This window comes from Acinetobacter sp. A47 (assembly GCF_000805455.1).
In the GTDB taxonomy this organism is placed as follows: domain Bacteria; phylum Pseudomonadota; class Gammaproteobacteria; order Pseudomonadales; family Moraxellaceae; genus Acinetobacter.
In genome coordinates this window covers 588145-611513 of record NZ_JSUS01000071.1, presented here as the reverse complement: position 1 = coordinate 611513, position 23369 = coordinate 588145, and the positions used below count along the sequence as shown (strand labels likewise).

The 23369-nt window shown below is 45.4% G+C and carries 24 protein-coding genes; 13 read left to right on the top strand and 11 right to left on the bottom strand.

Translation table 11 applies throughout. From position 1 onward, the window contains the following. The first annotated feature begins 139 nt into the window (after nucleotides 1–139). From pncA to OC23_RS18290, 3 genes are all read left to right on the top strand, one after another. Entirely contained in the window at nucleotides 140–772 is a 633-nt protein-coding gene (gene pncA, locus OC23_RS18300) for a bifunctional nicotinamidase/pyrazinamidase (RefSeq protein ID WP_038346392.1), read from the top strand. A 90-nt stretch (nucleotides 773–862) separates the two neighbouring features. Further along, entirely contained in the window at nucleotides 863–1327 is a 465-nt protein-coding gene (locus OC23_RS18295; protein ID WP_038346391.1) for an Lrp/AsnC family transcriptional regulator, read from the top strand. Between the two features lie 210 nt (nucleotides 1328–1537). Next, nucleotides 1538–2176 carry a YitT family protein gene (locus OC23_RS18290; RefSeq protein WP_038346390.1) on the top strand — a complete coding sequence of 213 codons (639 nt, stop codon included), beginning with the start codon at nucleotides 1538–1540 and terminating at the stop codon, nucleotides 2174–2176. A gap of 83 nt (nucleotides 2177–2259) precedes the next feature. Here the strand turns inward: OC23_RS18290 and glmS are convergent, their stop codons facing one another. The 8 genes from glmS to OC23_RS18250 form a co-directional block, all read right to left on the bottom strand. Further along, nucleotides 2260–4098 carry a glutamine--fructose-6-phosphate transaminase (isomerizing) gene (gene glmS, locus OC23_RS18285; RefSeq protein WP_038346389.1) on the bottom strand — a complete coding sequence of 613 codons (1839 nt, stop codon included), beginning with the start codon at nucleotides 4096–4098 and terminating at the stop codon, nucleotides 2260–2262. A 12-nt stretch (nucleotides 4099–4110) separates the two neighbouring features. Continuing rightward, nucleotides 4111–5475 (bottom strand): bifunctional UDP-N-acetylglucosamine diphosphorylase/glucosamine-1-phosphate N-acetyltransferase GlmU, encoded by a 1365-nt coding sequence (glmU, locus tag OC23_RS18280; protein ID WP_038346388.1) that lies wholly within the window; start codon nucleotides 5473–5475, stop codon nucleotides 4111–4113. A 21-nt stretch (nucleotides 5476–5496) separates the two neighbouring features. Further along, entirely contained in the window at nucleotides 5497–6018 is a 522-nt protein-coding gene (locus OC23_RS18275; RefSeq protein ID WP_038346387.1) for a phosphatidylglycerophosphatase A, read from the bottom strand. Then, on the bottom strand, nucleotides 5996–6913 hold the full coding sequence (gene thiL / locus OC23_RS18270) for a thiamine-phosphate kinase (protein ID WP_038346386.1): 918 nt from the start codon (nucleotides 6911–6913) through the stop codon (nucleotides 5996–5998). The genes OC23_RS18275 and thiL overlap by 23 nt, the downstream gene beginning before the upstream one ends. 15 nt (nucleotides 6914–6928) lie before the next feature. Further along, nucleotides 6929–7378, bottom strand: coding sequence for a transcription antitermination factor NusB (gene nusB / locus OC23_RS18265; protein WP_038346385.1), 450 nt, complete (start codon nucleotides 7376–7378; stop codon nucleotides 6929–6931). Between the two features lie 3 nt (nucleotides 7379–7381). Next, nucleotides 7382–7852: a 6,7-dimethyl-8-ribityllumazine synthase gene (ribE, locus tag OC23_RS18260; RefSeq protein WP_038346384.1), complete on the bottom strand. Its 471-nt coding sequence runs from the start codon at nucleotides 7850–7852 to the stop codon at nucleotides 7382–7384. An 11-nt stretch (nucleotides 7853–7863) separates the two neighbouring features. Further along, complete coding sequence (gene ribBA, locus OC23_RS18255) at nucleotides 7864–8985, bottom strand: bifunctional 3,4-dihydroxy-2-butanone-4-phosphate synthase/GTP cyclohydrolase II (protein ID WP_038346383.1); 1122 nt, start codon at nucleotides 8983–8985, stop codon at nucleotides 7864–7866. 254 nt (nucleotides 8986–9239) lie between these two features. Beyond that, the gene (locus OC23_RS18250; protein ID WP_171194823.1) at nucleotides 9240–10532 is read right to left on the bottom strand and encodes a hypothetical protein; all 1293 of its coding nucleotides are present in this window, start codon (nucleotides 10530–10532) and stop codon (nucleotides 9240–9242) included. A 68-nt stretch (nucleotides 10533–10600) separates the two neighbouring features. Here OC23_RS18250 and serB point away from each other — a divergent pair, with 68 nt between their 5' ends. The 3 genes from serB to OC23_RS18235 all read left to right on the top strand — a co-directional run bounded on the left by serB (nucleotide 10601) and on the right by OC23_RS18235 (nucleotide 13192). Next, entirely contained in the window at nucleotides 10601–11821 is a 1221-nt protein-coding gene (gene serB, locus OC23_RS18245; RefSeq protein ID WP_081407345.1) for a phosphoserine phosphatase SerB, read from the top strand. Nucleotides 11822–12228: 407 nt separating this feature from the next. Next, nucleotides 12229–12564, top strand: coding sequence for a ciprofloxacin tolerance protein AciT (aciT, locus tag OC23_RS18240; RefSeq protein WP_038346380.1), 336 nt, complete (start codon nucleotides 12229–12231; stop codon nucleotides 12562–12564). A 148-nt stretch (nucleotides 12565–12712) separates the two neighbouring features. Next, complete coding sequence (locus tag OC23_RS18235) at nucleotides 12713–13192, top strand: hypothetical protein (RefSeq protein ID WP_005228046.1); 480 nt, start codon at nucleotides 12713–12715, stop codon at nucleotides 13190–13192. A 47-nt stretch (nucleotides 13193–13239) separates the two neighbouring features. On the opposite strand, the gene dtd is transcribed toward OC23_RS18235, so the two are convergent. Then, entirely contained in the window at nucleotides 13240–13680 is a 441-nt protein-coding gene (gene dtd, locus OC23_RS18230) for a D-aminoacyl-tRNA deacylase (protein ID WP_038346468.1), read from the bottom strand. A 197-nt stretch (nucleotides 13681–13877) separates the two neighbouring features. Here dtd and OC23_RS18225 point away from each other — a divergent pair, with 197 nt between their 5' ends. The 5 genes from OC23_RS18225 (at nucleotide 13878) to asd (ending at nucleotide 19396) form a co-directional block, all read left to right on the top strand. Then, nucleotides 13878–15401: a catalase gene (locus tag OC23_RS18225; protein WP_038346379.1), complete on the top strand. Its 1524-nt coding sequence runs from the start codon at nucleotides 13878–13880 to the stop codon at nucleotides 15399–15401. 128 nt (nucleotides 15402–15529) lie between these two features. Then, nucleotides 15530–16039 (top strand): ankyrin repeat domain-containing protein, encoded by a 510-nt coding sequence (locus tag OC23_RS18220; protein WP_038346378.1) that lies wholly within the window; start codon nucleotides 15530–15532, stop codon nucleotides 16037–16039. 116 nt (nucleotides 16040–16155) lie between these two features. Next, nucleotides 16156–17379, top strand: a complete 1224-nt coding sequence (gene pncB / locus OC23_RS18215; RefSeq protein ID WP_038346377.1) for a nicotinate phosphoribosyltransferase — start codon at nucleotides 16156–16158, stop codon at nucleotides 17377–17379. Between the two features lie 320 nt (nucleotides 17380–17699). After that, the gene (locus tag OC23_RS18210) at nucleotides 17700–18548 is read left to right on the top strand and encodes a sulfurtransferase (RefSeq protein ID WP_038346376.1); all 849 of its coding nucleotides are present in this window, start codon (nucleotides 17700–17702) and stop codon (nucleotides 18546–18548) included. Continuing rightward, a complete protein-coding gene (gene asd / locus OC23_RS18205) occupies nucleotides 18545–19396 on the top strand; it encodes an archaetidylserine decarboxylase (RefSeq protein WP_038346375.1) in 852 nt (283 codons plus the stop codon). The genes OC23_RS18210 and asd overlap by 4 nt, the downstream gene beginning before the upstream one ends. A gap of 73 nt (nucleotides 19397–19469) precedes the next feature. Here asd and OC23_RS18200 read toward each other — a convergent pair whose 3' ends face one another. After that, on the bottom strand, nucleotides 19470–20285 hold the full coding sequence (locus OC23_RS18200) for an AraC family transcriptional regulator (protein ID WP_264673655.1): 816 nt from the start codon (nucleotides 20283–20285) through the stop codon (nucleotides 19470–19472). A gap of 47 nt (nucleotides 20286–20332) precedes the next feature. Between OC23_RS18200 and OC23_RS18195 the strand changes: the two genes are divergently transcribed. Further along, nucleotides 20333–21460 carry a multidrug effflux MFS transporter gene (locus OC23_RS18195; RefSeq protein WP_038346374.1) on the top strand — a complete coding sequence of 376 codons (1128 nt, stop codon included), beginning with the start codon at nucleotides 20333–20335 and terminating at the stop codon, nucleotides 21458–21460. A 56-nt stretch (nucleotides 21461–21516) separates the two neighbouring features. Next, a complete protein-coding gene (locus OC23_RS18190) occupies nucleotides 21517–22422 on the top strand; it encodes a LysR family transcriptional regulator (RefSeq protein ID WP_038346373.1) in 906 nt (301 codons plus the stop codon). Here the strand turns inward: OC23_RS18190 and OC23_RS18185 are convergent. Beyond that, complete coding sequence (locus tag OC23_RS18185; protein ID WP_038346372.1) at nucleotides 22400–22999, bottom strand: LysE family translocator; 600 nt, start codon at nucleotides 22997–22999, stop codon at nucleotides 22400–22402. The genes OC23_RS18190 and OC23_RS18185 overlap by 23 nt on opposite strands. Nucleotides 23000–23369: the final 370 nt, after the last annotated feature.

The following is a 23369-nucleotide window of genomic DNA, read 5'->3' as shown; positions in this document are numbered from 1 at the left end:
TTTAGTCAAACAGCCGAAAACTTTAATTCAACTTGGGACTGAATTTTTTTCATGTGAAGAAAAGTGAAGTCTCAAGTAGCCAGACGATAAAGAGCAGCGTATGTTAAAAAGCAGTGATCAATCCAGAATGAAACACAATATGCATACACTTCCGAAACATGCCGCACTGATTGTTGTCGATGTCCAGAATGGTTTTACACCCGGCGGAAATCTGGCTGTTGCAGGAGCCGACCAGATCATTCCGCTGATTAACCGGTTGGCACGGCAGTTTGAAAGGGTAGTGCTGACGCAGGACTGGCATCCCGAGCAGCATATTTCCTTTGCCGATAACCATGAACATAAAGCCGCTTTTGAAACCATTGAACTGCCCTATGGCACACAAGTGTTGTGGCCCAAGCATTGTGTACAGGGCACGCAAGATGCCGAATTTCATCCAGACCTGGACATTCCGGCTGCCCAGCTGATTATCCGGAAAGGTTTTCACCCGGAGATTGATAGTTATTCGGCTTTTATGGAAGCGGATCGAACCACCCCGACCGGACTGAATGGCTATCTGAAAGAGCATCAGGTCGATACCGTCTATATCGTTGGTATTGCTACAGATTTTTGTGTGGCCTGGACCGCGCTGGATGCCGTGGCACTGGGGTTTAACACCTATGTGATTGAAGATGCCTGTAAAGCCATAGATCTGCAAGGTTCATTGCAACATGCATGGCAAAGCATGTCGGCACAGGGCGTTCAACGCATTCATTCGGATGCAATCTTGGCATAAGCTTGAGCTGCCAGAGCGAAAGGCGTTAAACTTGCCCGATGATGAACAAACATCAGTCAAATTGTGATTTTAAGCTGTGTTGAGCGTGCTATGAGCGTAGAACTTGATGATTTTGATCAGAAAATTATCCATCACCTGCAAATGAACGGCCGTTTGGCCAATCAGGAACTGGCTGAGCTGGTAGGATTGTCAACCTCCCAGTGTTCACGCCGTCGGGTGAACCTTGAGCAGAAAAAAATCATTACCGGCTATTATGCACAAATTGCATTGAGTGCCGATCCGGCACCGATCATGGGGATCATTGAAGTAAAGTTGCAAAATTATCATGATGCTACGCATGACCGTTTTGTCGAATTTCTGCTGAATGAACCGGCAGTGAAAGACATTCATAAACTGACCGGCAGCTATGATTTTGCCCTCAAGGTTGCGGTAAAAAATCTGGATGAAATGGTCAAGCTGATCGGTATTCTTTCGTCACAAAGCTTTGGGGTCAGCAACCTGAATACTTCTATCGTGCTGGAAAAAATCAAAGAAAACGGAATTGCCATTAAGTAAAAAGCCGTTTTGTGCCTGCAGGCAGATAAAAAAGCATTTCCTTGTTAAAGCCGGGTTGTATGCTGCAACGGTGATTCTGAATATAAATTGCATTTATGGCAAAAATATAAGAATAAATTGCGTATTTAAGAGAAAAATGCTCAAATATGCCCCGCCTTTGTTTTGAAGGCTTCTCTCCCTTCTGCTGTTCTGTAATTGAGTTTAATCCTTATGAATGCCGAGCAAAATGTCACTCTGGCCAGTCCAGTTGTGCCTGTCATCGACCAACATTCCAAGATGGAAGATGTATTGGCGATGCTGACAGGAACATTTATCCTTTCTTTTGCCATGACCTTGTTACAGCAAGCCGGGATCATGACCGGGGGAACGGCAGGTCTGGCGTTACTGCTGCACTATATTACTGACCTCAAGTTTGGACTTTTATTTTTCCTGATCAATATCCCGTTCTATTATTTTGCCTATAAAAAGATGGGGATGGCATTGGTGGTCAAAACCTTTATTGCGGTGGCCTTGCTGGCTGGTTTTAGCGCCATCATTCCGCAATTTTTTCATCTTTCCGATGTCAATCCGGTTTATGCGGCGATTTTTGCCAATGTCCTGATGGGCGTGAGCTTCCTGATTTTATTTAGACACCGTTCCAGTCTAGGTGGCATTAACTTGCTGGCCTTATATTTACAGGAACGCTTTGCCATTCCGGCAGGCAAGGTACAGTTGGGGATTGATATGGCTATCTTGCTGACATCATTGCTGTTCGTGGACTGGAAGCTGATTCTGGTTTCAATTATGGGCGTAATTATTCTAAATTCGATTATTTTGCTGAACCACAAAAGCACGCGTTATATTGCCTGATCCGGCCCGGCATTCTTGTTCAGTATGGCTTGATCAAGGCTAAACACAAAGAAGAAGGGCGAACCCTTCTTCTCTGTACATGATTATTCTACCGTTACACTCTTGGCAAGGTTACGTGGCTGGTCGACATCAGTTCCGCGTAATACCGCCACATGGTAAGACAGCAGCTGTACAGGAATGCTGTAAACAATCGGAGCCAACCATTCATTGACGGCTGGCACATGCACCACGTGCTGGCGTTCTTTACCATGAATACCACTGTTTTCATCGGCAAAAACAAATAATTCACCGCCACGCGCCTGAACTTCTTCCATGTTGGATTTGAGTTTATCAAGCATTTCATCGTGAGGAGCCAGGATCACCACCGGCATTTCATTATCTACCAATGCCAGAGGGCCATGCTTCAATTCACCTGCTGCATAACCTTCAGCATGGATATATGAAATTTCTTTCAGTTTCAAAGCGCCTTCCAGTGCAATCGGGAAGTGTGTACCGCGACCCAAGAACAGGCAATGGTTCTTCTCAACAAAAAGAGCAGATAAACGCAAGATTTCAGTATCACCCTGCAAGGTATCTAAAATCACTTTCGGGCAGTGCCATAATGCGGTGGTGATTTCATTGAGCTGTGCATCAGACAGGCGTTGCTTCACCTGACCCATTTTCAGGATCAATAACATCAAGGCAGCCAGTTGGGTTGTGAAAGCCTTGGTTGAAGCCACCCCGATTTCAGGGCCCGCCAGTGTCAATAAGTGATGATCTGTTTCACGTACCATTGACGAGGTCGCAACGTTACAGATCGTCATGGTGCTGATGTCAATGTTGTTGGCTTTGGCGCGTTTCTGGGTTTCACGTAACGCAGCTAAAGTATCTGCCGTTTCACCAGACTGAGAAATGCAGATATAGAGGGTATTGGCAACGATAACAGGCGTGCGGTAGCGGAATTCACTGGCAATCTCGACCTGGCAAGGTACGCCAATCAACTGCTCGAACCAGTATTTGGCAATCATGCCGGCATGGTAGCTGGTACCGCAGGCAATAATTTGAACCTGCTGGATCTTGCTGAAATCAGCATCGGCATGAGCGAGGAAATCGTCGCGTAAGCTGTTGCCATTCAATGCCTGAGAAATGGTTTGCTGGATGGCTTCAGGCTGCTCATAAATCTCTTTGAGCATGAAGTGTTTATATTCGCCTTTGGAAGCGTTACTGACGGTTGCATCCAGTTCTTTTACTGGACGTTCAACCGCTTCACCATTTGCAAAAACTTCAATGCTGTTGCGGGTTAAGCGTGCAATATCACCTTCTTCCAGATAGACGAAGCGATTGGTCACAGGTAATAAGGCCAGCTGGTCCGAACTGATAAAATTCTCGCCAATCCCGACACCAATCACCAGCGGAGAACCTTCACGTACGGTAATCAGCTCGTCCGGATGTGCGGTATGTACGATGCCTAGGGCATAGGCACCCTTCAACTGGGGAATGACCTGTTGTACAGCTTCAAGCAGACTGTCGGTTTGCTTGAGTGCATCATTGACCAGATGCGCAACAACTTCAGTGTCGGTCTGGGAGGTAAATACATAGCCCAAAGCTTGTAATTGATCTTTCAGTTCCTGGTAGTTTTCGATAATACCGTTATGTACAACGGCCACATTACCTGACACGTGCGGATGCGCGTTGTTTTCAGTCGGTTTACCATGGGTTGCCCAACGGGTATGTGCAATCCCGATGTTACCGGTCAAATGCTGTTCTGCCACCGCTTCGGCCAGATTTGCCACTTTACCTACGCGACGTTCGCGCAGGATTTTCTGGTTATTGAGTAATGCCAAACCTGCAGAGTCATAACCGCGATATTCCAGACGTTTGAGTCCTTCAATCAGGATATCGGTTACACAACGTTCAGCAACGCCACCAACAATACCACACATAATTTTATCCTCTTATTTTTTCAGTTTTTGGGGACGTTGATAATTTGCTTTTTCAAACTGTTTTGATCGTTCGACAGCCAAACTATGCTCAGCCACATCTCGGGTTAAGGTTGATCCTGCGCCTGTTGTTGCACCCTGACCGATTTTGATCGGTGCAACCAGTGAATTATTGGTTCCGATAAAGACATTGTCTTCGATCAGGGTACGGTGCTTGTTGGCACCATCGTAATTACAGGTGATGGTACCTGCACCAATGTTACAGCCCGCACCAATATCTGCATCACCTAAATAGGTAAAGTGATTGGCTTTGGAGCCCAGACCGATATTGGAATTCTTGACTTCTACAAAGTTACCGATATGCACTTCATTGGCCAGATTGGCACCCGGACGTAAACGCGCGAAAGGCCCGATCTGGGTATTTTCTCCCACCACTGCATTTTCAAAAATGCTATAGGCCTGGACCTTGGTACCTGCTGCAATGCGGGTATTTTTCAAGATACAGCCTGCACCCAGCTGGACGTTATCGCCAAGTTCACAGTCACCTTCAATGATGACATTGATATCAATCTGCACATCCTGGCCGCATTTAAGGCTACCACGTAAGTCAAAACGACTCGGGTCAATTAAATGCACGCCCTGTTCCATCAGAGCTTTGGCCTGCTGTTGCTGGAACTGACGTTCCAAGGTCGCAAGCTGGAGGCGATTATTGACACCATCGACCTCAAAGGCCAGTTCCGGCTCAACCGAGGCAACTTCCAGACCGTCTGCAATGGCCATTGCCACGATATCGGTCAGGTAATATTCACCCTGGGCATTATCATTGGAAAGTTTAGGCAGCCACGCATGCAGTTTTGCATTGCTGACACAGTAAATACCGGTATTGATTTCCCGGATCTGGCGCTGTTCTTCGGTGGCATCTTTATGTTCAACAATGGCCTGGATTCTACCGTTTTGGCGCACAATGCGGCCATAGCCAGTGGCGTCTTCCACGGTCAGTGTGACCAAGCCAATGCCGGTCTGTGTAGCGGCATCCAATAATTTTTGCAGGGTATTGGCATGGATACAAGGTACATCGCCCGATAAAATCAGGGAAATGCCATCTTGTGGTAAGACCGGTAAAGTCATTTGAACGGCATGCCCGGTACCTAACTGTTCAGCCTGCTCGACCCATTCGACCTGTTCTGCAGCAAAGCTTTGTTTAACCAGCTCGCCGCCATGCCCGAAAATGGTAATGATATTATCGGCATTGAGTTTTTTGGCTGTCTGGATGACGTGACCCAATAATGGACGACCTGCCAGTGGCTGTAATACTTTTGGTAATTTTGAACGCATCCGCGTTCCTTTCCCTGCTGCAAGAATAATAACAGTTGTTGACATAACTAACTCTAATGTAATGGCTTAAGTCAAAATATAAAAATGAATAATAAGAATACAGATGGCTGCCCAAAGCCCTGCAATAATGTCATCCAGCATGATCCCGAAACCGCCGGATACTTTCCGGTCGGCCCAACTGATCGGGAACGGTTTCCAGACATCAAATATACGGAATAATACGAATCCGGCAATGACCCATATCCAGTTCAGCTGTTGTAAATAAAGCAAAGGCAGCAGGGTAATCGATTGTCCTGCAAATTCGTCCCAGACAATGCGCCCATCATCATGGACATTGATGACTTTTGCTGTATGTCCACAGATATAAATGCCGATGAGAGACATGCCGATGATAACCAGAAGGCTTGCGGACAGACCCAGATAGAGCCATAGGGGGGTGAACAGCAAAGCAAAAGCCGAACCGAAGGTGCCTGGCGCTTTAGGTGCCAGACCAGAACCGAAACCCACACCACAAAAAACGATGAAGCGGTCAAACCAAGTCATTTGGCTAAAGTGAATGGGCGGTTTATGCAAAGTGTTGGTATCCATGAACATGTAACGGGCAGGGGGCGCCCATATACTCAAATAACAATCCGGACTGTTGGGTAATTTCGCCGATTATTGTAAGCGGAACATCTAATTGTTGTCGCGATAGTTCTTTAAAGTTTTGCGGTGATATTGTAAAGCATAATTCGTAATCATCCCCGCCAGCCAGGGCATAATGCCAAGCCTGTTGCAGATTGAGCTGTTTTAGTGATGGATCTAACGGTAGCTGTTCGAGCTGTAATTTTGCACCTACTTGAGAGGCTTTCAAGATATGGCCCAGATCTTGCGCCAGACCATCAGACACATCAATCATGCTGGAAGCCAGTCCCTTGAGTTGCTGTCCTAACTGACAGCGTGGTGTCGGATAATCCAAACGCTGTTGCAAGGCATGACCTGAATGTTGCAAGCCAAAAGCGGCATCGCCGATCTGTCCACTGACACAGATATAGTCACCAACCTGTGCGCCGGCACGGGTAATTGCCTGTCCCTGTTCAATCCAGCCCAGGGCAGTGACACTGATGGTGAGCTGGGTGCTCTGGGTGGTGTCGCCCCCAATCAGGCTGACCCCGAACTGATCGCAGCAGTCGAATAATCCCTGACTAAAACCCGCCAGCCAGTCATGATCAACGGTTGGTAAGCTGAGTGCCAGTAAAATGCTGTGGGGTTTTGCCCCCATAGCCGCCAGATCCGATAAATTGACGGCGACACTTTTCCAGCCAATGGCATGCGCTGTTGTATCTAGGGGAAAATGACGACCCGCAACCAGTGTATCGGCACAGATCACCAGCTGTTGGGAAGGAGGAGGGGTGACGATGGCTGAATCATCACCGATACCTAAGCTGACCCCTGTACGGGATGGACGCTTAAAGTAACGTTCAATAATGGAAAACTCAGCCATGTCACATCAAGCCTGTTATTTTGCCTGTTTTTTTTCAGCTTCACGAAGCTTTGATGAAAGACGGTCCAATACACCATTGATATATTTATGGCTGTCTGCACCACCAAAGTGTTTTGCTAACTCGATTGCCTCATCAAGAACCACACGGTATGGAATTTCGAGATGATCCCGCAACTCGTATGCACCGAGTCTTAATGTGGCGAGTTCGACCCCATCTAGTGCAGCAAGCTCGCGGTCAAGTACCGGGATGAGTAACTCATCTAAAGCTTCATGTTGAGCAACCACTTGAGTGAGCAATTCATGGTAATAGTTGAGGTCAACTTTGTGCATCGCATTTTCAACACGGGTGCGTGCTTCAATTTCATGTACAGGGTTATGACTCATTTGCCATTCATAAATCCCTTGTACAGCAAAACGACGTGCTTTGCGTTTCGCTGCATAAGCGGCCTGAAGTGTTTGCGACATGCTTTAAATTGCCTTTAATAAGTTAACCATTTCGATTGCAGTCAATGCAGCTTCGCTACCTTTGTTACCTGCTTTCGTACCAGAACGTTCAATTGCCTGTTCAATGCTGTCTGTTGTCAACACGCCATTGATGACCGGCATTGTGCTTTCAAGTGCAACCACACCTAAACCTTTTGCACATTCGCCTGCAACAAAATCAAAATGTGGCGTGCTGCCGCGGATTACTGCACCCAGGGCAATGATGGCATCAAATTTATTTGAAGCCGCTAGTTTTTTTGCAACGACCGGCAGTTCCCATGCACCTGGTGCGTGGATAACGGTGATCGCTTCTTCTGAAACGCCATGACGTTTTAATGTGTCGATGGCACCTTCAAGTAAATGTTCAACCACGAAGCTGTTGAAACGACCGACTAAGATCGCATAACGACCTTCGCTGGCGAGATGTAATAAACCTTCAATACGGCGAATTGCCATAGCAACCTCGATTATTTTGCTGTGATTTGATCGGCAGTGATGTATTCCACCACCTCTAAATTAAATCCTGACAGGGCATTGAAACGAAGCGGTGAACTCAACAACTTCATTTTTTCAACACCCAGGTCACGTAAAATCTGTGCACCGACACCAATGGTCTGGTACTGGTGAGACAGTGCGGCATTGGATTTCAGCGGTTTTGGCTGATTCAAGCTGTTTAAGGCCGGACCTAAATCTTCCAGGTGATCTTGTCCGATCCAGACCAGTACACCGCGCTCGCTGGCAGCAATGGTTTTCATGGCCAGATCAAGATTCCATGCCGGTGAACCGTCTGCTTTATTGAGTTTTAACAGGTCACGAACCGGGCTGAACCCATGTACACGAACAGTGGTAACTCCCTGTTTCGGTTCACCCTTGACCAAGGCAACATGAATGTCCGGATTGCCAAGCTCACGGTATTTGTACAGCTCAAAGGTACCATATTCAGTTTCAATGGTCTCTTGAGACAAACGTTCAACGGTTTGCTCATTGGTCATGCGGTAATGAATCAGGTCTGCAATGGTTCCAATTTTTAAACCATGTTTTTCTGCAAATACTTCCAGATCAGGGCGACGTGCCATGGTGCCGTCATCATTGATGATTTCACAGATCACGGATGCCGGTTCGAGGCCGGCCAAACGGGTTAAATCACAACCTGCTTCGGTATGGCCGGCACGGTGTAACACACCACCCGGTTGTGCCATCAACGGAAAAATATGCCCTGGCTGGACGATGTCACTTGGCTTGGCGTGGGCAGCCACCGCAGTACGGATGGTATGCGCACGTTCTGCTGCTGAAATACCGGTGCTGATACCTTCTGCTGCTTCAATGGAAAGCGTGAAGTTGGTGGCGTGCTGTGCGCCGTTCTGATCAACCATCAGCGGCAGGTTGAGTTGCTTGCAGCGTTCACGGCTTAGGGTCAGGCAGACCAGACCGCGTGCATGGGTAATCATGAAGTTAATATCTTCAGGGCGGACATGCGTCGCGGCGATGACCAGGTCACCTTCATTTTCACGATCTTCGTCATCCATCAGGATGACCATTTTGCCTGCACGAATATCTGCGACAAGCTCTTCAACACGACTCAGCGGCATTCGCTTTCACCTTTGATGTTGCCTTTTAAGGCTCTAGTATTCGATAAATCTGGCATAGTTTACCGCATTTTAAAAAATTTCGCCTGTGCTTCTTGATCAATTCCCGTATGCAGGCTGGAAAAGCACAGCCTGGCCTGATCGGCAGCTGTCGCCTTGAACTTTTTAACAGGCTGGCATGATGAATGGACAGAGGAAAAAAATAAGGCTCTGTCATTCAACAGAGCCTTATTTAAATTTAAGCTGCGACGCCTGAATCAGGACTCAGTCGCTGCCTTGGCTTTTTTGCCCATCAGGATTTCAGTACGTAGCGTCTGAGCCACGGTTGCACAGGCTTCGTTCATGCCATTAATCATGAATGCATGGCGGGTCATGATGTTGCTTGGGTTTGGCAACGCCACCAGCTCATAATGATTCTGGATGATTTTAAGCTGTTCGTGGTTCAGGTGTAATGCCGCTTCTTTAGCATGTAAATGCTGGGTTAAGCGTTTCGCTGCTTCAACTGCATCCAGCTGCATGGCTTCGACCGCGCTGGCAACCGCACCCCGGGTTTGCAAGGCAAAGCGCTTATCTTCGCGATAACGCTTATACAGCACATCCGACAACAGCTGGAACACGGCCCCGACCATCATCAGACATTCTAGCGCCTGCGGTTGTTCGGCATTGGTGGTTAATGTTGCACCTTCACGGTCAAATTCCTGAGCCACCTGGATTTTAGCCGCATCAATCTGATAATGCTTGGCACACAGGTCAATACTCTTGTCGAGGAATAACTGACACAGTTTAAAATAAGGCACCGACACCGACTGGTTGACACTATTGAGCAGCTGTTTCGGATCGTAGAACTGGATATTCAGTGCCAATGCCTGTCCATCCAGCTGTACGTTTTCTGCCGGGCGCTTCTCGCTACGGGCCTTGCTTTGCGCTTTAGCCTGCTGTTGGGCCTGAGCCACCAACGTTACGGTATTCTGTTTTTCCAGCGCCAATGCCTGGGTTAAACGCTGAATTTCATGCTTGAGATGATTTTCCTGATTGATACGGGCCAGATATTCACTGCGTGTTGGACGGGCAATGGCACGATAGGCAAGCCAGATCAGGGCATGGATAAATAGCGAAACCAAAATTGCTAGCCACTGGGTACGTAAGATTTCACCGATACTTGGCTGGATCAGGGTAATTTCCACCGTGCCAACTTTCTTCTCATTTTGCAACGCATCACGGACGAACACTTCACCCTGACGGGTTTTCGACATGCCGCTGGTGGCCAGCACCTGCTTGTTGGCGTCCAGGATACGAATTGAAGCAACACTTGGGTTGGTGGCATAACGGTTGGCCACCAGTGCCAATGAAACGGTATTGGCAGGCTCCAGCTCGGAAAGCGTATCAGCCACTAGCTGACTGGTCATCAGTTGCCCTTGGCTGGCGCGGTTTTCATTGAGTTGGTGTGTCGTTGCAATCACCAATAAAAAGGTATGCAATGCAAAACTTACGATCAGTAGGCTAGCAAATAGCCCTTGGCGAGGCGCATTCAAGTTAAACTTCCAAGGCAAATAGATTTAGGTTCGGTTATGTTATGATTCTTACATACAATAGTTGTCGCTCAACCACGAGTCAATTCATGCGAGAAATCATTCTTATATCCTTTCTAGGACCCGATCAACCGAATCAGTTTACTCGATTAATGCAGGTACTATCCGTACATTCTTTGCAAATACTTGATGTCGGTCAGGCCGTTATCCATAATCAACTGACCCTCGGGATCGTTGTGGCATCGGATAATGAGACTGCGACAGCATTGGCAATGAAAGAGATCCTGATTTTAGCACATGATATTGGCCTAACTGTGCGATTTAAACCAATCTCCAACGTAGAATATGATCAATGGGTCAGTGAAGGCGGCCGAACCCGTTATATCGTGACCGCACTGGCCCCCGAACTTACGGCTGCGCATTTGCAGGCCGTCACACAGATTGTGTCAGGTCAGGGCTTTAATATTGAAACAGTAACCCGTTTATCTGGCCGTTCAGAACGGGAAAAGCAAAGTACGTTCCCGCGCCGGGCCTGTGTCCAGTTTGGACTGAGCGGACAGATGCTGGATGCGCAGGCCATGCGCGCTGCCTGCCTGAGCCTGTCTGGCGAGTTGAATATCGACGTTGCAGTGCAGGAAGATAACGCCTATCGCCGCAATCGCCGTCTGGTCTGCTTCGATATGGACTCGACCCTGATCGAGCAGGAAGTGATTGATGAATTGGCGTTAGAAGCTGGCGTGGGTGCGCAGGTGGCAGAAATTACTGAACGTGCCATGCAGGGCGAGCTGGATTTCCAGCAGAGTTTCCGCGCCCGTGTTGCCTTGCTCAAAGGGCTGGATGCTTCGGTGTTACCTAAAATTGCAGAGCGCCTGACCATAACCGAAGGTGCCGAACGCCTGATTTCAACGCTGAAAGCCTTGGGCTACAAGACCGCAATTTTATCGGGTGGTTTCCAGTATTTTGCTGAATACCTGCAAGCAAAATTAGGAATTGATGAAGTCCATGCCAACATTCTGGATGTTGAAAATGGGGTGGTCACAGGTGAAGTCAAGGGCGCTATTGTGGATGGCGCGCGCAAGGCCGAGCTGCTTCGCCAGCTGGCTGAGAAAATGGGCATTTCTTTAGAACAGGCCATGGCGGTGGGAGATGGTGCCAATGACCTGCCGATGCTCTCGATTGCAGGCCTTGGTGTAGCATTCCGTGCCAAGCCACTGGTGCGCCAAAATGCCAATCAGGCGATTTCGAGTGTAGGTCTGGATGGGGTGTTGTACCTGTTAGGTATGCACGACAAGGATCTTAATCGCGCTTAAATCCTTTATTTTTTGATTTGGAGAAAGCCGCCTTGCAAGGCGGCTTTCTCTATTTTGCATCCGTCACGATTCCGTCATATTTATGTCTAAATGTATAGAAAAACAACAATAAAAAATTTCTGAAAAAAGTTTTTTTACGGTCGAAAACAACGATATTTTTTTGTAATGACACGCCGCAATTGATGCTATATGGAGATTCGGGACTTTTGTAATTTGAAAAAATGTAATTACAAAAGCATATTGCGACAGCTTATGTCGTAAGGTTAATTTCAGGCTCTTTTTTTCTAAAAAAAACTCTCCATAATGCATAAAGACGTTAATGCAACACCAAGTACTGTTTGAGATTACAGAACAAGATAGAGGTCTGGACACAATTGCCGGCCACCCTTTTTAAGACGGAGGTTTCTATGGAAGCAGCGAATTTCACCATGTTGGTTGGATTTGGCTTAATCGCTGTCGCACTGATTGCTGTTTTCTTTTCTCCTTATCGTCGTTGGTTAGGTTTCATGATGGCAGGTATGCTCTGCTGGGGACTGTTGGAAGTGGTACGCTTCGGTGTGCAAACCATGTTCGAGATGTCAGTCGCCTATAGCTATCTGACCGCATTGAGCCTCGCGATGATGACGGTTACATTTATTCTGTTACGTGAAGATAAACAAGCTCAAAAACAGCTGGCAAATCGTCAGTATATTGAGCACACACCTGTTTATAAGGATGACCAGCAACAATGTTCTAGTCGTTAAATGATAATAATTTTAATAACATCAAAGGCATGCTTGGCATGCCTTTTTTGCACTAACGTTCTGCAACAAAGCTTTTTCCGACTTTTCTACAATTGTGCTAGGATACAGTTGTCTTAATTTTCATCATAATACTGTAGGCATAAATGTCATGAAGCTTTCTTCTTTACCTGTGGTTAAGTTACCTATCGTTGATGTAAGCACTGATCCACTCGATCTGCTGGTGGCAGGTTTGGCGTTACGTATGAAGCAATTGGCACGCACTAGCCCGAAGTTTATTGAATTGGTTCATGACCGTGAGTTCCGTATCCAGATTGGTACAGATGCCGGTTTTGCCCGCCAGATTATTGTGAATCGTGGTAAAATTGATACGGTGGCTGGTCAACCGGAACAGGCCGATTTTATTTTGCAGTTTGCTTCAAGCGAGCAAGGGGTAAAAACCTTGCTAAAAGGCGACCCGACTGCATTTATGACGGGCATGCAGGATGGCAGCATCAAAATGGAAGGGGATTTTAGCCTGCTGGTATGGTTTAACCAGGCTGCGAAACTGATTCCACCTAAAGTGCCAAAACCGGTAAAAGAAAAAATCCGTCAGGCACGTGCATTTATTAAAGAAAAAACCGGCAAATAAAAAGGCCATAAAAAAACTCCCGATTCGGGAGTTTTTTTATGCTTGAATTATTCAACTTCCAGATTAAAGGTCACGGGTCCGTCATTGATTAAATGGACTTTCATATCTGCTGCAAAGATTCCCGTCTGCACATGATGAAATTGCTGGCGAGTATAGGCTACCAGCTGCTCATATAATGCTTTGGCTTCTGCAGGTGGCATGGCCGGGCCAAAGTCTGGCCGTAAGCCTTTCTGGGTTTGGGCCATCAAGGTAAATTGGGAAACCAGTAAGATACCGCCATTGGCCTGGCCTACATTCCAGCCCATCTTGCCTTGCTCATCGTCAAAAATCCGGTATTTCAGAATCTTGTCAATCAGTTTCTGGCCTTTTTCTAAGGTATCTTCCTTGCCCAAACCTAAAAAAACCAATAAACCGTGTTGAATCTCGCCAGTGGTTTGGCCCTCAACCACAACTTTGGCTTCGAGGACGCGTTGAATGAGTGCACGCATAATAAAACTTAGATTACCTGTTCCGTCAGTGATGCAGTCTAGCAGATTTAAAGGCCGGATAAACTGAGCAAACATGCTGCTTTGAGGCCTTGATCTTATTTTTCGATTTATTTAATTAAAATTATCTTTTTTATCTATTGTTAAAATCTTTGTATAGTCCCCGTGCAGGAAAGGCATTTGATTTTGGATTTAACATTATGTTTAAGCGAACATTTTTATTTACAATAATGGCAGCAACGCTGGGCACCGCGTATGCAGCGCCTTTGACAAAAGATAACGGTGCGCCTGTCGGTGATAACCAGAACTCCACTACAGCAGGTGCAAATGGTGCGACCTTGCTGCAAGATGTACAGCTCATTCAAAAATTACAGCGCTTTGGCCGTGAGCGTATTCCTGAGCGTGTCGTGCATGCACGTGGTACAGGCGTATATGGTGATTTCGTTGCCACAAAAGATTTGTCGGACTTAACTGTTGCCTCGATGTTTAAGGCCGGGACAACCACCCCGGTATTTGTCCGTTTCTCGACCGTAATCCATCCAAAAGGTTCACCGGAAACGGCCCGTGATCCGCATGGCTTTGCCGTGAAATTCTATACCCAGCAAGGTAACTGGGATCTGGTCGGCAATAACCTGCCGGTATTCTTTATTCGTGATGCGATCAAGTTTCCTGATTTTATCCATGCGATGAAACCGGATCCTGTGACCAATGTACAGGACCCGAACCGTATTTTTGATTTCTTGAAGAGCCAGCCGTGGTCAATCAATATGTTGACCTATGTTTATTCAAACCTGGGGACTCCGGAAAGCTACCGTACCCTGGACGGTTTTGGTGTGCATGCATTCAAGCTATATAACGCCAAGGGTGAGTATAAATACGTCAAGTTTAACTGGCGCTCCAAGCAAGGGCTGAAAGGCCTGAATCTGGATCAGGTAAAAGAAGTGCAAGGGCGCGACTGGAACCACCTGACCAATGACATGTATAAAAATGTCTACGCCGGCAATTATCCGAAATGGGATTTGTATATTCAGGTGCTTGACCCGAAAGATCTGGATAAATTTGATTTCAATCCATTAGATGCCACCAAGATCTGGCCAGAGCATCTGGTACCTGAAATGAAAGTCGGTACCTTGACCCTAAACCGGATGCCGAAGAACTTCTTCCAGGAAACCGAACAGTCTGCTTTTGCACCAGGTAACCTGATTCCGGGCATCGAGCCATCGGAAGACCGTTTACTGCAAGGCCGTATCTTCTCGTATTCAGACACCCAGATGTACCGTTTGGGGGCCAATCACCAGCAAATTCCTGTGAACCGTCCTCGTGTTGCGGTAAACAACAACAATCAGGAAGGTGCGATGAACATGGGACAAACAGAATCTCATGTCAATTATGAGCCAAGTACGATCGAGCCAAAGCCTGCAACCGAGATTGCACGTGCAGTCGCTACGCCGCTCGAAGGCACGGTCATGCAGCATGCCATTCAAAAACAGCAGCCATTTAAACAGGCCGGCGAGCTTTACCGCAGTTATTCGGCAGCGGAAAAGAATGACCTGATCCGTAACCTTGCAGCGGATCTGGGCCAAGTCAAAGATGCCGAAACCAAGAGCATTATGGTGTCTTATTTCTATAAGGCCGATGCCGACTATGGCACGCGTCTGGCCAAAGCCGTAGGCGTTAACCTTAAAAATGTACAGAGCAAGGCAGCTCAGCTGAAAGACGAATAAACGCTTTCGTTGACGTGGTAACAGGTGCCTGAAAGTTACCCCCAGAAAGTCCTGTAACCTCAATAGCCTTTCCTGCACCTAGGGCGAGTGTTACAGGCACTCCTTGTTTAGATTTTCAGGATGTTGTGATGATTCATTTACGAGCTGCATTATTTGTGATCAGCATACTCTGTAGCGGTGTATCGGCCTCAGCCTATGCGGGGACGCCATCTGCCACAGTCAACGGATCAGATGAAGTGATTGAGCTGTTCTTTTCTGCGGCCAAGGTGGGAAATACAGAAGTCTTGCAAGAGTTTTTAAAGCATGGTTTTCCGGTCAATGTGCAGGATCATTCGGGTTATACCGCATTGATGATGGCCAGCTATTACGGGCAAAAAGAAGCCGTCAATGTCTTGATTCAACACGGGGCCAATCGGTGTCTCCGGGACAAGCGTGGACATACGGCGCTGATGGGAGCAATTGTCAAAGCCGAGTGGGGCATTGCCAGACAGTTGCGTCAGGTGGACTGTGATGCCAATGCTGGCAAAGATGGACAACTTACCGCAGAACAGTTTGCGCTGCAATTTGGGCAGCAGCAACGTTTAAAAGAGATTCTGCCACCGCAACAAAAAGAGCATAAGGCTGAGCTAATCGATTGAATCTAAAGAAACATTATTTTTTTACTTTTTTGAAAAGTCATCCATTGCAATCGATAAACTCATTTCTGGGTAAAAGTATGCTTTAATGCTTGAACGAGAATAGATTCAAGTCAGTCATGTCTACACCAATTATTCAATCATTACTTGATACCGACTTATATAAATTCACCATGTTGCAGGTGATCTTGCATCAGTTTCCACAAACGCATAGCGTGTATTTATTCCGTTGCCGAAATCTGGAAGATACGGTTTATCCACTGGTTGAAATTCTGGATGACTTGAATCAGCAGTTAGACTGGCTGTGTGAATTACGTTTTGCCGAAGATGAACTGCAATACCTGCGTTCATTACGCTTCATTAAAAGTGATTTCGTTGACTATCTGGAGCTGTTCCAGCTGAAACGCCGCTTTATTCAGGCCAGCATTGATGAAGCGGGTCGACTGGATATCCGTATTGAAGGGCCTATGGTCCAGGCGATGATGTTTGAAATCTTTGTGCTGGCGATTGTCAATGAACTATATTTCCGTCGTATCCGTACGGATGAGGTCATGGCTGAAGGTGAGCGCCGTTTGCAGCAAAAACTGGTACAGCTGCAACACTATGCACAACAACAGCAAGATGATGTCCCACCTTTTTTAGTGTCTGATTTCGGGACACGTCGTCGTTATAGTTTTGACTGGCAAAAACACGTGGTACAAGCCTTTCATACTGCAGCACCAAAAGTCTTCCGCGGCACCAGTAATGTGTTGTTGGCGAAACAGTTAGGAATTAGCCCGATTGGCACCATGGCGCATGAATTTTTGCAAGCCTTTCAGGCGCTTGATGTGCGGCTGCGTAATTTCCAGAAAGCCGCCCTCGAAGCATGGGTACAAGAATACCGGGGCGATCTGGGTATTGCCTTGACTGATGTGGTTGGCATGGATGCTTTCTTGCGTGACTTTGATTTGTACTTTGCCAAGCTGTTTGATGGCTTGCGTCATGACAGTGGTGACCCGTATGAGTGGGGCGATAAGGCGTTTGCACATTATCGCAAACTCAAGATTGATACCAAGACCAAGATGCTGACCTTTAGTGATGGCCTGAATCTGGAAAAAGCCTGGTTATTGCACCAATATTTTAAAGACCGTTTTCAGGTGAGTTTCGGGATTGGCACCAATTTGACCAATGATATGGGGCAAAAGCCGTTGAATATTGTGTTGAAACTGGTGGAGTGTAACCGTCAGTCGGTGGCGAAAATTTCGGATAGTCCGGGCAAGACCATGACCGATAATGATACCTTCTTGGCGTATTTGCGTCAGGTGTTTGATATTGAAGAAACAAGTAAGACTTTAAAACTTTAATTCGATACGCGTAAACGTCATCCACAACCTGCGTGATATAAGCAAGACGTCTTTTTTGCGATACAGTTAAATAGATGAAAGAAGTGAACAGGTTTTGTGGATGACAATGGTTTTGCCTACTTTTGTCGAAACAAAAGTAGGTCGAGCCGAAGGCTTATCCCGAAATAGGATGAGAACACAGTAAGACTCTGTAATGAAAATTCAATTATTTAACTTCTCTATATCTTCTTTTCTGCTAAATCAATGCAAAAAATCAGACAAAGATAAAAAGTCGGCTATGTTAAAATTATGTACAAGGCGGATGACGAAACAGCATAACAATGACTGATGTAGATTTTAAACTGGGTTTACTGATTGAACCGGAACAACTGGTTCCGTATTTAGGACATGAACGCATTCGTATTGTTGATTTAAGCCGGGCTTCGGTGTACGAACAACTGCATATTCCCCATGCAATCCATTTGCAGCCTAAATATCTGGTGGCACAACAAGAACAAGCCAACGGGGTACTGCCTGATCTGGACGGTCTACAGGCCTTGATCAGGAAATTGAATATTTCACCGCAACATCATGTGGTGGTGTATGACGATGAAGGCGGTGCCTGGGCCGGGCGATTAATCTGGAATTTACATTGTCTGGGTTTTCACCGGACGAGTCTGATAAATGGTGGAATTCATGGCTGGCTGGGGGCCGGGCTGCCAACCACCACCGAGGTGGATCCGGTTCAAGCTGTAACTGATCTGTTGCAGGTTGATTTAGCTGCGGTGCAGCAATATCGGGTCGAATATCAAGAATTGTTAAAACAGGTCGAACAAAACCATATCCAGCTGTGGGATTGCCGCAGCAATGATGAATATACAGGCTTGCGTCTGGCTGCGCGACGCGGCGGTCACATCCCAAATGCACTGCATTTTGAGTGGAGTACTGCCCTAAACCGTGAAAATCATCTAAAATTACACCCGCTTGAACGCACACAACAACGTTTAGAACAATTAGGCTTTAATTTACAGCAACCTGTGGTGGTGTACTGTCAGTCTCATCATCGTTCTGGATTGGCATATATTCTGGCAAGGTTGCTGAACTGGCAAGTTAGAGCCTATGACGGTGCGTGGAGTGAGTGGGGCAATCGCCTCGATAGTCCTATTATTTCAGGAGAGTCGCCGTTGTGAGTTTTGCAGCAGATTTAAAAAAACAATTATTTATCAAAGCACAAAACCTTGTGCCGCAACATCAGCTCAGCCGTGTGATTGGCAAGGTTGCCGCAAGTGAAAATCTTTTAGTCAAAACTGCTGTGATTCAGGCATTTAAGGCCAAATATGGAATTGATATGAGCATTGCCGAGCAAAGCAATGCACAACACTATAAATCTTTTAACGAATTTTTTACCCGTGCCTTGAAAGAAGGCGTGCGTGGCATTGATGAACAGGCCGATAGTATTGTCTGTCCTGCCGATGGGGCGATTTCACAGCTCGGTAAAATTGAAGCAGGTGATATTTTTCAGGCCAAAGGACAAAGCTTTTCAGTCGAGAAACTGATTGGTGATCCGCAGTTGGCCAAACCGTTCCATGACGGACAGTTTGCGACCGTTTATTTATCACCGAAAGATTATCACCGCGTACATATGCCTTTGGCGGGTACATTGACCGAAACCTTATATATTCCGGGTGAATTATTTTCAGTGAACCAGGTGACGGCTGAACATGTACCGGGCCTGTTTGCGCGTAACGAACGTATGGTCTGCTTATTTGATACCGAACTGGGCCGTATGGCAGTGGTTTTGGTGGGCGCCATGATTGTGGCCGGGATTGAAACCGTTGCGACAGGTAAGGTCAAACCGACAGGCCGTGTCGAGTTGCAGCATCATCAAATGCATTTAGATAAGGGTGCTGAGTTAGGCCGCTTCTATTTAGGTTCAACTGCTGTGGTTTTATTTGAAAAAGATAAAATGGTTTGGGAAGAGCAGTTCAAGGCCAATTCGACTGTGGTGATGGGTGAGCGTTTAGGTCATTCGGTTTAAGTTGTTTTGAACTAAAAATAAAAGCCTCTCAAAGCGTATATTTGAGAGGCTTTTATCTGCATTATGCTTTTTCTTAACAGATATAGCATGTGGGTGTCACGCCTGTATGTTGGCGGAAAAAAGCAATAAATGCACTGTCACTGCTAAATTCTAGCGTCTGAGCAATCTTACTGATTGTTTCCTTTTCAGCTAACATTTCTATGGCTTTCAATAATCTCCATTGCTGACGCCAATTTTGATAATTCATCCCTGTTTCTTTTATAAATATTCGGCTAATGGTGCGTTCGCAGGCACCAGCTTGTTGGGCGAATACATTTAACCGTAAGGGTAGTTCACCTTGACGAATACGTTCTATCCAGACAGATAAACGGCGATCTTGGGGAAATGATAGTCTCCAGTTTTCTTTTGGCGCTGTCTTTAATTCTTCCATAAATACGGTCAAAAGACTGTTTTGAGATTCCGCAGACATATCCCAAGGCCAAAATGCCATTCGTTCAATAACTGCAAATAAAAGCGGATTAACCGTAAAAATCTGAAGTGGGATTTGTCTCAGGGGTAAATCCGTTGAGAAGTATAAAGAGCGATAAGCGATGACCCCACGCATGATTGCACGATGTAATACACCTGCTGGAATCCATGCCGCCCGGCCAGGGGGAAGTAAATAAACTTTTGTGTCCATTTCGATGCTAATACAGCCTGCTGCAGAAAACAGGAGTTGATGTCGCCCATGACTGTGTTGGCCCGAGTCATGTACAGGCATATCAGCAGCAATACCAATCACGGGAAGATGAAAATGATCGGCATTAAAACAGGTGGTTGGACTGATTCTCGCCATCTTGTCCGTTTTTTTATAGTTTAAGTCTGAATCATTGTAATCAGACGAATTCATTTTCACAACAATAGGTAGAACTCAGTCAATAGATAAAAATTGTGCAAATGAAGAAACAACCTCCGCTATGGTTATTAATTTTATTGATCATGTTTCCGCAACTGGTGGAAACGATTTATAGCCCTGCTTTACCGAGTATTGCCTCCTCATTTCATGTCAGTCATGAACAAAGTTCCCAAACGCTTTCAGTCTATTTTTTTGCTTTTGCCTTAGGGGTCGCCCTCTGGGGCTGGTTAAGCGATTGGATCGGCCGTCGTCCTACAATGCTGTTGGGATTAATGTGCTATGCATGCGGTGCTGTACTGGCAATGTTTAGCACTGATTTTAATATTCTGTTGCTTGCTCGAATGATTGCAGCCTTAGGCGCTGCTGCTGGATCAGTTGTGGTCCAAACGATTTTGCACGATAGCTATGAGTCAAAAGCTTTGGCACGTGTATTTTCCGTATTGGGAGCTGCACTTGCAATCAGTCCGGTCTTTGGCTTAATGAGTGGCGGCTGGATCGTTTCTCTGTATGGGCATATGGGGATTTTTATTGGGTTGTCTATATTAGCCATAGGCTTATTTGTGGTTACCGCGGTTGCACTACCAGAAACTCGTCCGCAAAAAATGGTGAAGCCTATGTTTTTTAGGCTGGGTTTTATTATGCTAAGAGATTCAAAGATCTGGAAAGGTGTTCTTTTAGTTTCATTATTCAATACAATGATTTTTAGCTATTACGGTCTTGCTCCATTTCTGTTTCAGCGTTTGGGTTGGGGCGTACGAGAGTTTGGATGGACAGGAGGATTGTTGGCGATTTTCTCGCTAACGGGAAGTTTTTTCAATCGCAGGATGTTAATGAAAGGCTGGAAGATTGAATTATTGATTCGATATGCCTGTCTTTTTGCAATATTATCGAGTCTATTGGTTTTTGCTTTACAAGACGCTGCATGGTTTTTAGCACCGATGATGGGAATCGTGATGGCTTATAATATTGTTATTCCAAATGTGCTCAGTACCGTATTAACTGATTATCGGCAGAATGCGGGAACCGCAGGCGCAATATTGGGACTGACTTACTATTTATTACTGAGTGTGATGTTGGCTATTGCAGGTTTTGTTCAGAACTTAGGTCTTGTTTTGGTTGTTTGTACATGTATTGCGGGTTTTTTAACGTTGCGAAAAAGGTTATTTTGAAATCGTCAGAATGTATAAGTATATTTTAGTTTTGAAGAATGACTCTATATTAAAATATGATTGAAGATATAAGATATTTAATTATTTTCGCAAAAATTGCTGAATTTGGTTCAATTTCAAAAGGTGCTAAAGCATTAGGCCTATCTACCACGACAGTGAGTATGCATTTAGCCAAGTTAGAAAAAAATTTGGAATGTGCCTTATTTTATCGTAGTACACGAAAAATGACCTTAACACATGATGGGCAAAAACTTTTAGAAACGGCCAAAGGCATGCTGGAAACCTATGAGTCGGGTATTTCAGATTTCAAACAACGTTCGATTATTAGAAAAACACAATTGCATATCTCCATCCCTGCAGTTTTTATCCATAGCGAGTTTATGCAATGTATCACGACATTTTTTGAGATGTATCAGGATTTAACTGTACACATCACTTGTGATGATAGCCGAACAGATTTGATCGCTGAAAATGTGGATATTGCTTTTCGAATTGGTGAGCTTGCAGATAGTTCATTTAAAGCGCGTTATCTGTTTCCCTTAGCCCGAAGTATCGTTGCGACGCCGGATTTTTTACGACAATATCCCCCCATTACTCATCCCAAACAGCTGGCCAATATGAAATGGCTGGGTTTAAGTATGAGAAAAAATAAGAGAATATTACGGCATCAACATACCGGAGAAGAGGTCGAAATCTCATATCAGCCTCATATTTATGTGAATAATGTTGAAGCTGCGTATCAGCTGGCAAAATTAAATGCGGGACTGGCAGCGCCTCCTGATGAATTAATTCAGGCTGATCTTGAACAGCAGCATATTGTGAAAGTTTTACCGGATTGGGTACTTGAACCCTTGAGTGTATATGCCGTTTGGCCTGCGAATATACCCGTTAATGGGATTGTCCATGCTTTGATTGAGCGAATTTATCAATCATTTAATTCTAGAATAGCTGGATCAGCATAAAGATAGATAGCATGACTAAAGATCCGCCCATCAACATATTCAGGAGCCTGAGCTGATGTGTGTTGGTTAAGATTTTTGCGAGCTTATGCCCTGAAACACCCCAAACAATGAAACAGAGATAGCAAGTAATAAAATAAATAAGAATAAACAGAATAAGGGGAAAATAACTGACGGGTGAGGTGAATAAGGAGATGCCCGAGAGACATGCAATCCATGCTTTAGGGTTGAGCCATTGTAAGAGGAATCCTTCTGTAAAACTGGCAACAGATATATTTTTTACAAGTTCAATTTGTGGTTTAGAAAAAATAATCTTCTGACCCAGATAAAAAATAAATAATGCACCTGCACATTCTAGTATTTTGAAAAAAACAGGAGATTGGCTAATCGTTTGACTAAATCCAAAACCTAAAAATATAAGCAGTAAGCTAAAGCCAATGGTTGCACCTGAAATAAAGGGCAGTGTTTTTCGAAATCCATGCATTAAGCTGGTGGAAAGGATTGTAATATTGATTGGTCCTGGTGAAATGGACATTGTAAGTGAAAATATAAACATGCTGATAAGTACAGAGATTGGCATTGTTTTGGACTTTTAAAATTAATTATTAGATTGAAATGATATCGTGTAGTTCAAAGAAGATTAGACGGGTTTTATCAAAAACTGATTTTGATTTTTTGCTCTTCCGTATGACGAACTAGGTTGAGTTGTTATTCCTCGCGTTGAAAAGGCATAAGATCGCTGGTAAATAGAGGATATTGTCAAAGTACGGCTAAAAATGGCAATAATTCATAAAATCAGCCTTAAAGGGCGATGTTATTGCCATACCTGATGGGTGTGAAGAGACGTGTCGTATAGATCCTGAAAGACAAGTTGAAACTTGGAAATTTGATCCATCATTAAAATTGAGCCTATAACGTATGATTAGATATGTAGCTATAGTGTTTTTATT

Coding starts and splice junctions, on each gene's coding strand:
- OC23_RS18275 (WP_038346387.1), bottom strand. CDS start 6,018: ATGGATACCAACACTTTGCATAAACCGCCCATTCACTTTAGCCAAATG.
- OC23_RS18220 (WP_038346378.1), top strand. CDS start 15,530: ATGATTCATTTACGAGCTGCATTATTTGTGATCAGCATACTCTGTAGC.
- OC23_RS18190 (WP_038346373.1), top strand. CDS start 21,517: ATGATTGAAGATATAAGATATTTAATTATTTTCGCAAAAATTGCTGAA.
- OC23_RS18210 (WP_038346376.1), top strand. CDS start 17,700: ATGACTGATGTAGATTTTAAACTGGGTTTACTGATTGAACCGGAACAA.
- OC23_RS18195 (WP_038346374.1), top strand. CDS start 20,333: ATGAAGAAACAACCTCCGCTATGGTTATTAATTTTATTGATCATGTTT.
- OC23_RS18225 (WP_038346379.1), top strand. CDS start 13,878: ATGTTTAAGCGAACATTTTTATTTACAATAATGGCAGCAACGCTGGGC.
- glmU (WP_038346388.1), bottom strand. CDS start 5,475: ATGTCAACAACTGTTATTATTCTTGCAGCAGGGAAAGGAACGCGGATG.
- glmS (WP_038346389.1), bottom strand. CDS start 4,098: ATGTGTGGTATTGTTGGTGGCGTTGCTGAACGTTGTGTAACCGATATC.
- OC23_RS18290 (WP_038346390.1), top strand. CDS start 1,538: ATGAATGCCGAGCAAAATGTCACTCTGGCCAGTCCAGTTGTGCCTGTC.
- serB (WP_081407345.1), top strand. CDS start 10,601: ATGCGAGAAATCATTCTTATATCCTTTCTAGGACCCGATCAACCGAAT.
- OC23_RS18235 (WP_005228046.1), top strand. CDS start 12,713: ATGAAGCTTTCTTCTTTACCTGTGGTTAAGTTACCTATCGTTGATGTA.
- dtd (WP_038346468.1), bottom strand. CDS start 13,680: ATGCGTGCACTCATTCAACGCGTCCTCGAAGCCAAAGTTGTGGTTGAG.
- OC23_RS18295 (WP_038346391.1), top strand. CDS start 863: ATGAGCGTAGAACTTGATGATTTTGATCAGAAAATTATCCATCACCTG.
- ribBA (WP_038346383.1), bottom strand. CDS start 8,985: ATGCCGCTGAGTCGTGTTGAAGAGCTTGTCGCAGATATTCGTGCAGGC.
- aciT (WP_038346380.1), top strand. CDS start 12,229: ATGGAAGCAGCGAATTTCACCATGTTGGTTGGATTTGGCTTAATCGCT.
- OC23_RS18185 (WP_038346372.1), bottom strand. CDS start 22,999: ATGCCAATCTCTGTACTTATCAGCATGTTTATATTTTCACTTACAATG.
- ribE (WP_038346384.1), bottom strand. CDS start 7,852: ATGGCAATTCGCCGTATTGAAGGTTTATTACATCTCGCCAGCGAAGGT.
- OC23_RS18200 (WP_264673655.1), bottom strand. CDS start 20,285: ATGAATTCGTCTGATTACAATGATTCAGACTTAAACTATAAAAAAACG.
- thiL (WP_038346386.1), bottom strand. CDS start 6,913: ATGGCTGAGTTTTCCATTATTGAACGTTACTTTAAGCGTCCATCCCGT.
- nusB (WP_038346385.1), bottom strand. CDS start 7,378: ATGTCGCAAACACTTCAGGCCGCTTATGCAGCGAAACGCAAAGCACGT.
- pncA (WP_038346392.1), top strand. CDS start 140: ATGCATACACTTCCGAAACATGCCGCACTGATTGTTGTCGATGTCCAG.
- pncB (WP_038346377.1), top strand. CDS start 16,156: ATGTCTACACCAATTATTCAATCATTACTTGATACCGACTTATATAAA.